The 16,553-nt window shown below is 25.3% G+C and carries 13 protein-coding genes; all 13 read right to left on the bottom strand.

The window, feature by feature from the left end:
* Positions 1-833 (bottom strand): collagen-like domain-containing protein (locus tag BN346_RS14870; RefSeq protein WP_040329661.1); only part of this gene is annotated, 833 nt, incomplete at its 3' end.
* A 157-nt stretch (positions 834-990) separates the two neighbouring features.
* A complete protein-coding gene (locus tag BN346_RS14865) occupies positions 991-1,761 on the bottom strand; it encodes an SDR family NAD(P)-dependent oxidoreductase (RefSeq protein ID WP_040329662.1) in 771 nt (256 codons plus the stop codon).
* Between the two features lie 37 nt (positions 1,762-1,798).
* A complete protein-coding gene (locus tag BN346_RS14860; RefSeq protein WP_040329660.1) occupies positions 1,799-2,734 on the bottom strand; it encodes a ribonuclease Z in 936 nt (311 codons plus the stop codon).
* A 23-nt stretch (positions 2,735-2,757) separates the two neighbouring features.
* Entirely contained in the window at positions 2,758-3,582 is an 825-nt protein-coding gene (locus BN346_RS14855) for an alpha/beta hydrolase (RefSeq protein WP_040329659.1), read from the bottom strand.
* Positions 3,583-3,692: 110 nt separating this feature from the next.
* Positions 3,693-6,917: a ligand-binding sensor domain-containing protein gene (locus tag BN346_RS14850; protein WP_040329658.1), complete on the bottom strand. Its 3,225-nt coding sequence runs from the start codon at positions 6,915-6,917 to the stop codon at positions 3,693-3,695.
* A 215-nt stretch (positions 6,918-7,132) separates the two neighbouring features.
* Positions 7,133-8,371, bottom strand: coding sequence for a metal-dependent hydrolase family protein (locus BN346_RS14845; RefSeq protein WP_040329657.1), 1,239 nt, complete (start codon positions 8,369-8,371; stop codon positions 7,133-7,135).
* Between the two features lie 188 nt (positions 8,372-8,559).
* A complete protein-coding gene (locus BN346_RS14840) occupies positions 8,560-9,984 on the bottom strand; it encodes a HAMP domain-containing sensor histidine kinase (RefSeq protein ID WP_040329656.1) in 1,425 nt (474 codons plus the stop codon).
* A gap of 4 nt (positions 9,985-9,988) precedes the next feature.
* A complete protein-coding gene (locus tag BN346_RS14835; RefSeq protein ID WP_040329655.1) occupies positions 9,989-10,657 on the bottom strand; it encodes a response regulator transcription factor in 669 nt (222 codons plus the stop codon).
* A 262-nt stretch (positions 10,658-10,919) separates the two neighbouring features.
* Positions 10,920-12,203 (bottom strand): hypothetical protein, encoded by a 1,284-nt coding sequence (locus BN346_RS14830; protein WP_040329654.1) that lies wholly within the window; start codon positions 12,201-12,203, stop codon positions 10,920-10,922.
* Positions 12,204-13,030: 827 nt separating this feature from the next.
* Positions 13,031-13,873: a sensor histidine kinase gene (locus BN346_RS14825; RefSeq protein WP_051540440.1), complete on the bottom strand. Its 843-nt coding sequence runs from the start codon at positions 13,871-13,873 to the stop codon at positions 13,031-13,033.
* Between the two features lie 70 nt (positions 13,874-13,943).
* The gene (locus BN346_RS14820) at positions 13,944-14,681 is read right to left on the bottom strand and encodes a hypothetical protein (RefSeq protein WP_040329651.1); all 738 of its coding nucleotides are present in this window, start codon (positions 14,679-14,681) and stop codon (positions 13,944-13,946) included.
* Positions 14,674-15,597 (bottom strand): ABC transporter ATP-binding protein, encoded by a 924-nt coding sequence (locus tag BN346_RS14815; protein ID WP_040329650.1) that lies wholly within the window; start codon positions 15,595-15,597, stop codon positions 14,674-14,676. The genes BN346_RS14820 and BN346_RS14815 overlap by 8 nt, the downstream gene beginning before the upstream one ends.
* 96 nt (positions 15,598-15,693) lie before the next feature.
* A complete protein-coding gene (locus BN346_RS14810) occupies positions 15,694-16,389 on the bottom strand; it encodes a response regulator transcription factor (RefSeq protein ID WP_040329649.1) in 696 nt (231 codons plus the stop codon).
* Positions 16,390-16,553: the final 164 nt, after the last annotated feature.

Raw genomic sequence — 16,553 nt, 5'->3', positions numbered from 1 at the left:
CCTTGTTCTCCTTGTTCTCCTCTTGGTCCTCTTGCACCGGTTGCTCCAGTTGCTCCTTGTGGTCCTTCTGGTCCTATTGGACCTTCTGGGCCTTGTTCTCCTTGTTCTCCTCTTGGTCCTCTTGCGCCTGTTGCTCCAGTTGCTCCTTGTGGTCCTTCTGGTCCTATTGGACCTTCTGGACCTTGTTCGCCTTGTTCTCCTCTTGGTCCTCTTGCGCCTGTTGCTCCAGTTGCTCCTTGTGGACCTTCTGGTCCTTGTTCTCCTCTTGGTCCTCTTGCACCGGTTGCTCCAGTTGCTCCTTGTGGGCCTTCTGGTCCCTCTGGTCCTATTGGACCTTCTTGGCCTTGTTCGCCTTGTTCGCCTCTCGGTCCCCTTGGACCAGTTGGTCCGGTTGGTCCGGTTGGACCTGTTGGACCTGGACATCCTCTAAATCCTCTTTCTCCTTGGATTCCTTGTGGTCCTCTTTCTCCTTCATCGCCTTTTTCTCCTCTTGGTCCTCTAAGACCCATTGGACCTTCTGGGCCTTGTTCTCCTTGTTCACCTTTTTCTCCTTGTGGTCCTCTAAATCCTCTAGGACCCACTTCTCCCTCTGGTCCTTGTGGACCTCTAACTCCTTGTTCTCCTCTTTCACCTTTTTCGCCTTGTAATCCTCTTGGACCTTGTGGACCTGGATAACCTTCAGGTCCTTCTGGACCTTCTGGACCTGGAACACCATATATACAAATTTTATAATTACATCCGTCTATACATTTATCATAACATTTACATTTGTCTGCATTTTCGCAAAAGAAGTTCTCATCTATTTCAAGATGATCAAATCCGCATTTTTTCATACTGACTACACTCCTATCTAAATTAAACTAAATTATTTAAATATTGCACAATACATCTTATGTATAATATAGGTGTTTTCTCTACACTTTTTTTGACAAATATAAATATTTTATAATAAAAAACTGATATTTAGAATATATCCTAAATATCAGTTTATCACTTTTTATTTATTGCCTTTTTTTGAATATGATTTACAATTTTACTATTAATTAAATTAGGTGAAACTTTTGACATAAAAACTAGCAGCTTATTCATAGAACCTGGAATAATATTTGCTTTTCCCTTTTCTAATCCATAATATGCTATTTTAGCAACCTTTTCAGCACTCATTGCAATATTTAAATCACCTTTACCAGCTCTTTTTGAAAAATTAGTTTTTGTAGTTCCTGGCGATAATGCACTTACAGTTATTCCATAAATTTTAAGTTCTTCTCTTAACGCATAAGTTAATGAAAGTACATAAGCTTTTGATGCATAATATACAGAAATCATGGGGCCTGGTTGATATGCACCTGTTGATGCTACATTTAATATTTTTCCACATCTATTTTTTTTCATATCTTTTACTAATAAATTTGTAAGTATTGTAAGAGCTTTTATATTTACATCTATAATTTCTACATTTTTTTCTACTTTAATATCATCAAAATATCCATTATATCCAAGTCCTGCATTATTTACTAATATATCTATGAAATAATTTTTATTTTTTATATAATCATATAATTTATATAGTTCATCAATATTACCTAAGTTTATTTGTAATATTTCAACTTTAATATTATCATTAATCTCATTTTTTAATTTTTTTAAAGCCTCATAATTTCTACCAACTAATATTAGATTATGATTATTTTTTGCAAAGATTTTTGAAAGTTCATATCCAATTCCACTACTAGCTCCAGTAATAAGCGCAAATTTCTTTATAATGTTCACCTCACTATTTCTTAAATATTTTTTAAACCTATTCAAATTTTATTGATTTTGTCATTCTATCTTCACCTATTATCACATTTTCAAATATTTCATTTGCATTTTTTATATATATTTGTGGTTCTAACATTGCAGATGTAAAATGTGTTAATATAAGATTTTTAACATTTCCTGAGTCTGCCAACAACGCAGCTTCTCTAAACGTCATATGTTTATTTTTAACTGCTTTTTCTAAATCATCATCATCTCCATAAGTTCCTTCACAAATAAATAAATCACATTCATTTATAAAATCTTTTATACTATCTATTGGTCTACTATCTGTTATATAGCATAAACTAATTCCTTTTCTTTCTTTTCCTAAAACCATATTACTAGTATACAAATTCTCCTCAAAAATTACATTTTCATTTTTCTGAAGTTTATTCCATAGAATCTTAGGAACATTATTTCTTATTGCTTTATCTATATCAAATTTAGGTTTTCTATTTATATTAAACTTATATCCAATACATGAAGTAGAATGTTCTAAACTTATAGTGTCTATTTCAATTTCTGAATTTTCTATTTGTTCTTCCATTTTATTATTTAATGAAAATTTAATTTTACTTTTAGGATTTTCTATAACTCTTATATTATAAGGTAAATAAGGACAAACAACACTAAGCCCTTCAATTACTTTATTTATTCCCTCTGGTCCAATTATTAAAACCTCGTCTTCTCTTCCACTATTGCCCATAGTGGATAAAAGTCCTGGAAGTCCTATAATATGGTCTCCATGACAATGAGTTATACATATAATATCTATAGATTTAAATCCACATTTAGATATTCTCATTGACACTTGTGTGCCTTCACCACAATCTATAAGTATTTTTCGTCCTTTATAACTTATAAGCATAGATGCAAGATTTCTAAAAGGCATTGGCATTCCTCCACCAGTACCTAATAAAACTAAATCTACCATTTTAAATCCTTCTTTCGCTTCTATTATATATTATTTATAAAATCAAAAAGTATATTAGTGTTTTCTTCTCCATTGCCTATCCATAAATTTAGTATACTTGAATGATACTTACCTTTTATGATTTCTATTCTTGTATTTCCTCCTAATTCATCTATTTTATCTGTAAAATTACTCACACATTTTTTTGGAACTAATTCATCTTTTTCTCCATGTAAACATAAAATAGGAAACTGTGGCTTATAACTTGCCAAATCTAATGGATTTACTTTTCCCTCATATTTAGTTCCTCCTAAATAACCGTCTAAATATTTCTGAGCTCTTTTACTGTTAAATTCTTTAAAATCTAAAACTCCACTTATAGCTATATATGCTTTAAATATCTTAGGATCTATTTCATATCTCTCTTGTAATTTTTTATTCATTACTAAATTAATTCCAAGTTCTGATCCTGCTGAAAATCCAATTACTACAACATTATCATAGTTTCCTTCAGCCCAATATTTTTCTAAAAAATCTTTAAAACCTAAAAATACATCTTCAACTTGACATGGATATTTATATTTAGGTGCTAATCTATATGCTGGGAGTACTGCTGTATATCCCTTCTTTGCAAAAAATTTAGCTATAGCTTTAAATGAAAATGGATTTCCTGACATCCATCCACCACCATGTATAAAATATATTAAAGTTTTCTTTTTAGGTTCATTACCTTCTAATATTAAAGTGTACTTTCTATGATTATGGCCATATTTTACTTTATGAATTTTAAAATCCCTATCTTTATATTTATTCCAAAGCATCATTTTTGCTGCTACAGACAAAATTGATAGTCTTTCTTCTAGTTTCATTGCTATCACCCACCTTAATACTTAATTATTTATATAAAAAGATCTAAATTTAAATATTTAAATTTAGCATCTTTTTATAATTTTTTAAACTTATATATACAATTGACAAATTATTTTTGTTTTATTGGTAAAGTTATTATAAATTCACTACCTTTTCCAACTTCACTTTCTAATTCTATACTACCATTATGTAATTTTACAAGCTGCATAGTTAATGTAAGTCCTAGTCCACTTCCTCCATATTCCTCTGAAGATTTATCATAGGTTTGATAAAATCTATTAAATATAGACTTATGATAAGATTTATCTATTCCTATACCTGTATCCTTTACAGAAATTTTAACATTTTCACCTTCATCAAATATTTTTACTTCTATAAGTCCACCTTTTTCAGTAAATTTTGCAGCATTCCCTAGTAAATTCACTATACATCTTTCTATATCTGATATATCACACTCTATTATTTTCTCCTCTATTTGCGGATCTATAATAAATTCTATTCCCTTATTTTCTATAAAATTCTTCATTGATAGTGAAACTTCTTCAACTAAATAAACTATGTCCGTTTCTTCAATATTTAACTTATAATTCCCAGAATCTATTTTAGATGTATCTATAATATTATTTATAAGTTTTAATAATCTATTAGAATTTTTGTTCATTACATCAGTATAATATAAGAGTTTTTCATCTTCAATTTTTTGCTTATTTACAGTTAGTCTATTTATTAGCTGTAATGTTGAAGATATAATATTCAATGGAGTTCTAAGTTCATGTGATAAATTTATAAAATAATTATTTTTATGTCTTTCCATTTTTATAAGCTTATTATAAAGTTCTTCATTTTCATCTAACTTTTTATTAAGTTCTTTTGTTCTTTGTTTTACCATTTTTTCTAAAATTTTTACATGATTCCAAGCAAAGTAAATTATTATTGTCAATATAATTGCATAAATACAATATGCTAAAGGACTTTCCCAAGGTGGATTCATTATTTTTATTTGTAGCTTTGTTGGATTACTCCATGTTCCAGCTGAATTTCTTGCTATAACCTTAAAAGTATATTTTCCCGGTGGTATATTGGTGTAGTTTGCATGATTCCTATTTTCTATATATACCCATCCTTTATCAAAACCTTCTAATATATATTTATATTCCGATTTAGGTGTACATTTATAATCTGGTACAAAAAACTCTACATCAAAATGATTCTTATCATATTTTAATTCTATATTTTTATGATTATATATTGACCGTTCATTAAATGTAACATCTTTAATGACTACTGGAAAATCATGTTCGCTCTGCTTTATCTTACTTGGGAAAAATGCATTTATTCCATTTATTCCCCCAAAAAACATTTCGCCTTTGCTACTTTTAAACGCTGAATATCCATTAAACTCACTACTTTGAAGTCCATCTGCTAAATTAAACTTTTCAAATTTATTATCCTTTACATCTAATTTAGAAATTCCATTATTTGTGCTTACCCATGGATTTTCTTCTTCATCTAAAAGAATATTATAAACAAAATTATTAGATAAACCTTCACTTTCTGTATACACTGTAAATTTTTCAGTTTCTAAATTAAATTTGTTTAATCCACAATTAGTTCCAATCCAAATATTTCCTAGGTTATCTCCCTTTATTGTTTTTACACTGTTCATGCTCAATGAATTTTCATCATTAGGATTATTTACATAATTCTTAACTTCACCTGTTTGTCTATTGTATTTTAAAACTCCTCCATTCAAAGCAGCTCCAATCCAATAATCTCCATTATCATCTTCATATATAGATGTTATAAATTCGTCCGTTAGTCCACCTTCTTTGAAGATTTCATTTTCTATTTTAAAGTTCCCATTTTTATCTATTACTGTTATTCCATTTCTAGATCCGACCCACATGTTATTCTCTTTGTCAAAATATATGTATCTTGTTTCATTAGATGATAATCCATCCTCTTTATAATATCTTGTAAATTTTTCTGTCCTTTTATCAAATTTATTTAATCCATCAGATGTTGATATCCATATTTCATTATCATTGTTTGAAGCTACATGCCATATTTCATTGTTACTTATAGAGTTTTCATTCTGTGAATCATATTTATAACATTTTATTTCACCAGTTTTTCTATTAAATTTATTTAAACCACTGCTTACAGTTCCAAACCATAAAACTCCTTCATTATCTTCATACATTCCCATTATAGAATTATCACTAAAAGCATTTTCTGCCATCAAATTACTTTTGTAATGAATAAAATTACTCTCTGGATTAAATACACTAATTCCATCATATGTTCCAACCCATACAAGTCCAGTATTATCATGAAATATACTTAATATATTGTTGTTTATTATGCTTTGAGGATCACTTACTTGATGACTAAAAGTTTTAAATTTATTATTTTTAATGTCATACTGAGATAATCCACTATCTGTTCCAATAAATAACTTTTCATTAGAATAATTTAAGTATTGTATATTATTACTAGCAATTTGATTACTATTTTTCATATTCTCATTATTCTTATAATATGTAAATTCATCTTTTAAAATATTTAATTTATTTAATCCTCCACCTCTAGTGGCAATCCACAAGTTGCCATCTTTTGTAGAGCAAATATCATATATGTAATTATTATTTATTGAATTATTTTCACTTTTCATATACCTCTTAAATGTATTATTTTCTTGATTTAACATATTAAGACCATTTTTAGTCCCTATCCATATATTGCCTTTTTCATCTTCATCCATAGATAAAATAAAATTGTCACTTAAACTATTTTTATCATCTTCTTTAGAATAATATTTTACAAATTCATCAGTTTTTTCATCATATAAATTCAATCCATGTTCTGTTCCAATCCATACTCTATTTTTAGAATCTATTAATATACACCTTATATTATAATGTGATATACCACTTTTATTGTTTTTATCATATACATAATTTTTTATGTCATTATTATTTTTACTTATTTTACTTAAACCTTTACTTGTTGCAACCCATATATTTCCAAACGAATCTTCTTGAATATCACCTATATAACTTCCAGATATACTATTCTTATTTTTAGGATTAAATTTAAACACTTCAAAATTATACCCATCATATCTGTTAAGCCCATCTGCTGTACCAAACCACATATACCCTTCACTGTCTTGATAAATAGATGAAACTGAATTTTGTGATAGTCCATTTTGAATAGTTATATTTCTAAAGTTTATATTAGTATTTTTAGCACTAACTGTATATATATTTAGAAATAAACATATTACTACTAAGCTTAAAACCCGTCTTAACCTTCTCATTCTTCTTCTCATTAATTACCCTCTTTTATATTCTAGAAATATATTTTCTTTTTAAAATTATACCAATATTTTGTTAAACCTTCTAGTTATTATAATTAAATTTATAATTTTAAATGTTTTTTGAAATTTATTTAAAATTTAAAAGAGATTATTCTAAACATATATTTAAAACAATCTCTTTTATTATCTCAATTAAATTTTATGAAAACATAAAGTAATTTTTGCTTTTATTTATTTTTAACAAAAGTTCCTTCTTTCATTATTATATCCATTTTATCTACATCTATATTCTTTATATTTTCTAATGGATTTCCATTAATAACAAGTAAATCTGCAAATTTTCCTTCTTCTAATGTGCCTGTTATATTATCTATTCTAAGCATTTCAGCACCATTTTTAGTTGCTGCCATTATTGTTTCCATTTCTGTTAATCCAGCTTTATTAAGTGCATACATTTCTGTTATAGCATATTTTCCATATGGAGTTAAACTACTACAGAATGAATCTGAACCTACTGTAATTCTGATGCCCTTTTTATTTGCATTTTGAAGATTATCAATTATTCTATTTAATTCTTTTTCAGCTATTGTTTTTCCTGGATATTTATCATGTATTGGTCTATAAGGTGGTTCATATACTGTAAACCATTCAAAGAAAAATTGAAGTGTAGGACAGAAAGTTATGTCTTTTTCCTTCATTATCTCTAAACATTCTTCATTTAATTCTTGTCCATGTATTATTGCAGATACTCCTGCTTTACATGAATTTAATGCACCTTCATAACCTTCAGCATGAGACCATACAGGAAGTCCAACCATACTAGCTTCATCTACAACTGCTTGAATTTCTTCCATACAATAATGTGAATCAGCTTTTGCATCATGTCTCCAAATTCCACCGCCAGTTGACCAAATTTTAATTGCATCTGGATTTTCACGAAGTCTTCTTCTTATAGCTTTACGTAACTCCCATGGTCCATCAACTCGTTCTGCCCATGGATGAGATTCACTATTATATTCTATTGGTAACTTGTGAGAGTCTCCATGTCCTGCTGTTCTACAAAATCCAAGTCCTGTTGTTACAACACGTGGTCCAGGAATTATACCTTCTTCTATCATATTTCTTATATGTATTCCTGAACGTGAAATTTCACCAACTGATGTTAAACCATGTTCAAGTGATTCACGAGCCTGAGCTACTGCAACTATAGTCTTTTGTATAGGTGGTTCAAGTACCCAATCACTATCATTATCAGTTAAATTACCACTAAAGTGAAGATGACTATCAATTAATCCTGGCATAATACTTTTAGAAGTTACATCTACCTTTTCATAATCATCATCAAAACTCTTCATTACTCCAGCATATTTAATTTTTTTACCTTCTACTAAAACTAATGAATTTTTTATTGGTTCTTTACCAGTTCCATCTATTAGTAAACCACCAACAAATGCAATTTTACTCATAAAAATTCCCCCCAATTAAATTTATAATTAATTATATGTATATGTTTTCACATAGAACAAAATTGATAAATATCATAATTAATATAACTATAAAATTTAAATAAATTTGTAAGTTCTATATTTTATTAACATATTTAGTATATATTAATTTGTAAATTTTATCTAGACAAACTATAAATTTTTTGTTTTTATTTTTCAAAAATTATAACAAAACAAATTTTCCCACTATTTATTTTATAATCAATATTTCCACCATTTTTTTCTATTAAATTTTTACATATAAACAATCCTAGTCCTGAACTTACCATTTTGTTATCTCCATAATTATATTTTAAAAATGGTTCAAAAAGATTGTCACCTATTTCCTTAGGTATATTACCACAATCATTTTCTATGATAATTGTTAATTTTTCATTTTTATAAACTTTAATTTTTATTATATTAGACTTATTATATTTTCTAGCATTGTCTAGTAAATTTAAAAATATTTTTCTTATTGCTTCTTCTTCACCTAGAATGGTAAAAAACTCATTATTTCTTACATAATCTAACTTTTGATATTTTTCCACAATCTGAAATTCCTCAACAACTTCATTTAACACTTCTACAACATCAAAATATTGGGGCTTATTCTTTAAATTTTCCTTTTCTCTGGCTATTAACAACATATTTTCAACCATAGTTTTTAATCTTTTTCCTTCGATTTCTATTCTCTCATATGCTTTATATTTATCTTTATCATTTAGTACATCATTTTTTAGAAGTTCACAATATCCTAAAATCCCAGTTAAAGGAGTTTTCATTTCATGAGTTGCACAATTAAAAAATTCTTTTCTAGAAGCCTCTAATTTTTCTACTTTTTCATTTTCACATTTTAATTTATAAACTTGACTAACTATTTTAATTCTCATTTTTTCAAATTGTTTTGATAGTGTTGCTACTTCATCTTCTCCCTTAATATTAAAATTAGTATTTGAAAGCTCATTATAATTATTTATATCTCCTATTGTTTTAGATAGTTTTCCTATAGAATACACTGACTTGCTTGTCCATATATATATCATAAATATCATAATAGAAAATAATATAATCTGAGCTATTACAATTTCAATAACAAGATATTTATTATCAAGATACTCATTAAAATATCTTTTTTGAATAGTAAGTGTAGCTATATATTTACTATTTTCATAAATAGGATATACATAAGTAGCATAAAAATCTTTCTTTTCTTTATGTGTAAAAATTATAACTGATTTTTTATTACAATCTTTTATAAGGTTCATTTTTTCTTTTTCATTTAATTCTACTCCAATAAATACTAAATTCTTTTTCTCATTCTTATCTAGAGATATATATACATCATATTGACTATTTATATTGTTTAATATAGGTAATAATTCACTTTTACTATTATAAATTAAATTTTCAACACTATTAAATTTAATAAATTCATTGTATGTTATATTTTTAATTGTAGTTATATCATTTATTACATAATCATTAAACTTTTTATGAACTGAAATTCTAATTATAATGTTTACGACAATAATTATAATTACTGTAATTCCAATTATTCCAATTAAAATTTTCCCCTTCAATGTCTTTATCATTTAATTACCTCATTACATATCCTTTTCCAAAAACTGTTTCTATAATATTAATATCAGTTACATCAAGTTTCTCCCTAATTCTTCTAACATGTACATCCACCGTTCGTGTTCCACCATAATAATCATAACCCCAAACATTATTTAAAAGTTCTTCTCTCCTTAAAATTCTATTTCTGTTATTAACAAAATAAAAAAATACTTCACTTTCTTTCCTTTTAAATACTATTTCTTTTGAATCTTTATAAACCCTTTCCCCTATCAAATCAATACTAATATTTTCATTTAACTTAATTATATTTTCACTTTTATTTTCTTTTTCCAACATTCTAAAGATAGCTTTTACTCTAACTACTACTTCCTTTATTTCAAAAGGTTTTGTTATATAATCATCAGCACCTAATTCAATTCCAATTATTTTATCAAATATACTATCTTTTGCTGTAACCATTACAACTAAAAAATCTTTAGATATTTTTTTGCATAACTCAAACCCATCTCCATCTGGAAGCATTGCATCTAAAAGTATCAAATCTGGATTATATTTATATATAATTTCCTCAGTACTTTTTATATCAAAAGAACTTTTAGTCTCATATCCCTCATTTTCTAATGAAATTCTTAATATCTCATTAATTGAAAACTCATCTTCAACTATCAATATTTTTCTTTTCATTTTGCCCCCCTATAAAATATAATTTCTTCATTATATTTACATTTTAACATGTCTTAAAATTTAATTCTTTAAAATCATCTTTTTATTTATAACTATGCAATTGGAAATTCATTAGAGTTTCTTTGAAATTTTTATGAATAACGTTTTAAATAATTCCTGTTTCCTTTACTAACATTAATCTCATTTAATATTTGAATAACTTAAAGTTTCAACTTGGAACCCTATACAAAACTCAATTTGTAAATTTACTTTCGTACTACTTTTACTCTAATATATATTTTTTATATATATTTTTTTTAAATTCTATATCATTATTTTTTTTAAATTCACTTATGTTTTTATATAAAAGTAATTCTTTTTTATCCATATTGGGTATTACACTAACTAATGTATTTATTGTTTCTCCTTCATCTTCTATATTTTCTTTATATATTGTTTTTAATTCCTTATTACCTAATACTTTAAAATATCTATTCTTAGATTTTATTTTATCTTCCTTTAAATCAAATTCATCTAAAATAATCAAGCCATTTATAAAGTTTGGTGCACTAAAATGAGTGTTTTCATCCACTTTCATAAGCTCAGTAAACTGATTAGTTTTAAAATTAAACTTATCTATTGAAACTAACTCAACATTTCTAAAGTAATCTTTACTTATACAGGGTATTTCTTTATATTGAATTATCAATACTTCATTATCATTAATACTTTTAATTGTTATATTATTATCAGTATTACAATCCAACTTTTTATTTGTATATTTACTTAAATCTATAAATTCTTTAAATTCAAAATATTCCCCTTCAAAAACCATTTTATAAAATTTAAAATTTTCATCTAATCTAATAAGTGAATCTAAAGCTTTTATATACTCTGAATTACTAATCCCATACTTTGAATCAAAACTAAAATTTACATCTTTTAAATTTTCTTTGTATTGATACACTCTATCATTTTCATCATCATATAAATAGAAAAATTTTGAACCGTCCCCAAAAAACTCTAAACTTAAAACAAAATTTTTATTATCATAATTATATTTATAAAGAAATACATTTTCAGTAGCATAGTGACATTTCTTTAACGCCTCAGTTAATTTTTTATTTTCAATACTAATACCATTTTTAGAGTAATCTAATTCATAAACCTTACCATCTTTATAATATATATTGCCATTATAGTTAAATTCTATATCACTCCTTTCTAGCTCATTATTCTCTTTTAATTTATATAACTTTTCCTCCACATATTGTTCTGAATTTTCTTTGATTTTTACTACAGATCCATAAATTTCATTATCTATAAACATATATGGTACAAAATCTTCATTGCCTTTTATATTTAATTCTTCAACATTTTTAACTTTAATATCCATTTTTCCATTACTATTTCTAATATATATTTTATTTTTTTCATTTTCTTTATTTTTAGTTACATCATTATTAATGATAATTTTTGAAGTTTCAAATTCATTTCTTTTATCACATCCGTTCATACACACACAAGCCAAACTTAATAATATAACGAAAATATTCTTTCCTATCATCACTATCTCCCCCTTAATATATAACTTACACTTATATATTAATAAATAATTGTTTTGCTTTTAGTTCTAACTTATTTCCAAGTTGTTAAATATTATTTTTTATTATTAATTATAATTGTTTAATTTATATAATTTTCCCATTATCCAATAATATGCTAAAAATAAGTTAACCTATCGGAATCCAAGTTAAAACTTTAAGTTATTCATGTTTCAATTGAGAAATTATATGAAATTAACAATACAAATTAGTTTAAAACAATATAAAAACGCAGTTTTTATATATTTCTATTTTAAAATGTTTAGATATTAGGAACAAAGTGAGTAATATCTACCATAACTTTTCACTTTTCACTATTCACTTTTACTTCTTACTTGGATCCAAACATGATAATAGCAATAAACTTGTAAGATTAGTAGTATCATCTTTTAAATTATTAGTTCCAAAACTTGAACACCCTCAAGAGTGAGATTAGTTCCGAATCATCTTAGAATCAACAATTCTTTTAAATACAATATAAATTTTCAAAAATTATACCCAATAAATAATAATTATCTATTGACATTTATTATTTATTGGGTATAATTATATTCATAAGTATAAATTATTTATTTTGAAAATGAATTAAACATTGTAAACATAGTATATCCCCCTAACCTTAACTTATATAAAACTAACATCCTTTTATATACTATGTTTACATGTTAAGTTTAAGGTATATAATTGTTACCTCCATAAAAATTATTATATACTTTTAAATACAGTTAAACATTTATTATTCACATAAAAAACACTCACCAATGCATCATTTAGGTGAGTGTTTTCTATTTTATATTTTATTGAAGCTAATATAAATTTTAAGTATATCTCCATTTAATTTTGCGTATATTTTTCCATCAATTTTCTCAATAAGTTTTTTAGTTATAGTAAGTCCTAATCCTGTACTTTTAATATTAGGATTTCTTGAAATATCTTTAGTAAAAAACTTATCAAACATTAAATTTAAATCGTCTTCATTTAAATTTTCAATTTGATTTTCGAATTCAATTATTACTATTTCATATTCTTTATACAATCTAATTACTTCTTTCCCCTTAGAGTGTTTAATCATATTAGTTATTAAATTATCTATGCTTCTTCTTAAATAACTTTCATCGCCTACTATTCTTAAACATTCACTCAAAATATCTATTTGTGGACTAATAGAATGTTTTTGAAATTTATCATAAAATGCTGTTATACTTTCACATAATATATTGTTTACATTTAAACTTTGCAAATTAGCCTTGCACTCTGATGATTCTAAAACAGATAATTCAAAAAATTCATCTAGAAGCTCCTTTAAATTATTAGAACGCTTTTCAACTATATTAATATACTCATTATATTTTTCATCATTTATCTCTTTTCTTTTTAACATTTGTATATACCCCAAAATAGATGTAAGTGGTGTTCTAATATCATGAGATATACTAGCTATTGCAATTTTAAGTTTTTCTTCACTATCTTTATATTCTGACATTATATTTTCTATTAAATTTAAATTTTCATTTATATTTACTGCTAATTTTTCTATATCTTTATCACCTAAATTAATACTTATTTTCTTTTTTGAATTTAAGATATTATAATCATATAGTTGATTACTAATACTTCTTATTTCTCTTTTCAAAAAATAAACTTTATATAGTAAAATTAAAACTATTATAACTAAGATTATTATATTATCACCACCTAAAATACTAAAATATATCTACTTTTGAAAAATAATCTACGCCTAAAAGAACACTACATAAAACAACAACTATAGAAATTAATATATATTTTAAAACATTTACATTAGAAATTCCATTTGAAGCTATATTCATTAGCATTAATGAGGTTGTATTATCCCTTAGCAATTCACCAAATATTGTAACAAAAAATATAGAAAAAGCTACATATATTGTTGCTGATAAAAACTTACTCTTTACAACTATACAAATAAAAGTATAAAAACTGCTAATTGTACAAATAAGAATTATGTATAAGATAAATTCTTTAATTAATATTATATTAGTATTTAAGTCTAAACTTGAAATATCTACTTTAAGTATAAAACACATAAAATTAAAAATTAAAGTTATTATAACAGTACATACATTAATAACTATTAAACTAGCTATATAAATATCTCTTCTATTGTATCCATATGAGATAGCCTGTCTTGTAATTCCGCCATTATATTTATCTACTACTATATTATTTATGAGCATTATAATTATTATAATTAATATAGGTGTTGCCCCCATAGCTGTATGAAGTGCATCTATGGGTTTTATTGCATTAAGTTCTAAGAAAAAGCCAAAACCATTTATATCTACAAACTTCACATTACTTCTAGAAGATGTAATACCTAATATAAATGTTACTAGGATTATTATGTTAAAAAACATACTATTTTTTATTCTATAAAACTCCGCTTTAATTAAATTATTCAAGAGCTTCACCTCCAATTAAGCCTATAAAGTAACTTTCTAAATCTCCTTTTGTAGATACTATTTTTTCTATACCTATATTATTTTTAGAAAGTGTAGATGAAACTTTTATTGGATTATTAATATAATCGTAAATTTTTACAATATTGTTTGGCAAAACCTTAAAATTTGTACTTTTAAGTTCATTTTCTATAACTAAAACAGCTTTATTAATATTATCTACTTTTACTTCTATTGCACTTTCACATCTTTTTTCTAATTCTTCTTTTGTAAATTCATCTATTAGCATTCCATTATCTATAACTCCATAGTTTGTGGCTATTTTTTCGAGTTCTCCTAGTATATGACTAGTTATAAGTATTGTTACATTTTTCTTTTTATTTAGATACAGTAATAATTCTCTTATTTTTATCATGCTTATAGAATCTAATCCATTAATTGGTTCATCTAATATAAGAAATTCTGGATCTCCAATCATTGCCATAGCAATTCCTAATCTTTGCTTCATTCCTAAAGATAATTTTTTTATATTTTTATGTGCTTCATTTTGTAAATTCAAAAGTTCTAATTTTTCATTTACTTCATATTTATTAGGAATTCCCCTTTGAATTCTTATAAATTCTAAATTCTTATAAACTGTCATATCTTCAATCAAACAAGGTTTCTCTATTAAAGCACCTATTCTTCTTCTTGATTTTTCTAATCCAGCTTTTGTATACTCACCAAATAATTTTATTTCCCCATCATTAGGATATATAAGACCCAATATAACCTTAATAAGCGTTGATTTACCTGAACCATTTTTTCCTATTAACCCATAGATTTCTCCTTTTTTAATCTGCATATTAACTGAATTAAGCATTGTTACATCAAAATATTTATTGCTTAGCCTACTTGTTTTCAAAATAAATTCATCCATTTTTGTCCATTCCTTTCTTCAATTTTTCTTCTATACTAAAAGTATATTTACAAATCACTAAGCAAATATTAATCATTCCTTAAGCAACTCTTAAGTTTAAGTATCTAATTTATACCCAATTCCCCAAATTGTTTGTATGTATTTATATTTATTATTACTAGTGTTTAATTTACTTCTTAAATTGCTCATATGTACATTAATTGTATTATCATCACCTAAAAACTCTTCATTCCATACACTTTCAAATATATTTGATTTACTAAAAACTTTTTTAGGATACTCCATTAATAACTTCAGTATTTCAAATTCTCTTGTGGTCAAATTAATTATCTTATTATTTATATATACTTCCATATTGTCTATATTTAATAATATTTCTTTATACTTCAAAATATTTTCTTCTGAAGCAGAAAAACTATCTTCTTTAAATGTCTTATATCGTCTCATTTGGGCATATACCCTAGCTTCAACCTCATCTATATCAAATGGCTTACTTATAAAATCATCAGCACCTCTTTTTAATAATTCTATTTTCGTGTTTTTATCGTTTTTTGCTGATATTACGATGATAGGTATTGATTTTAAAATTCTTATTTCTTTTAATACTTCTTCTCCACATTTACCTGGTAACATTAAATCTAATATAACCATATCTATATTTTCATTTTTCAAATACATTAATGCTTCTGTACCAGAGTAAGCAGATTTAATTTCATAATTTTTTTCTTCTAGCATTTCAGAAATCAATTTATTAATATCATTGTCATCTTCTACAATTAGTATTTTATTCATTCCATCCTCCAAATCCATAAATAGTATATATATGTATATTATCATAAATTTTACATAAGTTTATATTTAAAATATTTTTCAAATAATAATTATTATCCGTTGACAATAATTATTTTATGCTATATAATAAATCTTGTAAGGACGAAAGATTAATAAAACATTAT

It is taken from the genome of Clostridium ihumii AP5 (assembly GCF_000612845.1).
Taxonomy (GTDB): domain Bacteria; phylum Bacillota; class Clostridia; order Clostridiales; family Clostridiaceae; genus Clostridium_J; species Clostridium_J ihumii.
The sequence above is the reverse complement of the archived record's forward strand: the minus strand, read 5'-3'. Positions and strand labels throughout refer to the sequence as shown.

Coding starts and splice junctions, on each gene's coding strand:
- BN346_RS14860 (WP_040329660.1), bottom strand. CDS start 2,734: ATGGTAGATTTAGTTTTATTAGGTACTGGTGGAGGAATGCCAATGCCT.
- BN346_RS14855 (WP_040329659.1), bottom strand. CDS start 3,582: ATGAAACTAGAAGAAAGACTATCAATTTTGTCTGTAGCAGCAAAAATG.
- BN346_RS14850 (WP_040329658.1), bottom strand. CDS start 6,917: ATGAGAAGAAGAATGAGAAGGTTAAGACGGGTTTTAAGCTTAGTAGTA.
- BN346_RS14845 (WP_040329657.1), bottom strand. CDS start 8,371: ATGAGTAAAATTGCATTTGTTGGTGGTTTACTAATAGATGGAACTGGT.
- BN346_RS14840 (WP_040329656.1), bottom strand. CDS start 9,984: ATGATAAAGACATTGAAGGGGAAAATTTTAATTGGAATAATTGGAATT.
- BN346_RS14835 (WP_040329655.1), bottom strand. CDS start 10,657: ATGAAAAGAAAAATATTGATAGTTGAAGATGAGTTTTCAATTAATGAG.
- BN346_RS14830 (WP_040329654.1), bottom strand. CDS start 12,203: ATGATAGGAAAGAATATTTTCGTTATATTATTAAGTTTGGCTTGTGTG.
- BN346_RS14815 (WP_040329650.1), bottom strand. CDS start 15,597: ATGGATGAATTTATTTTGAAAACAAGTAGGCTAAGCAATAAATATTTT.
- BN346_RS14810 (WP_040329649.1), bottom strand. CDS start 16,389: ATGAATAAAATACTAATTGTAGAAGATGACAATGATATTAATAAATTG.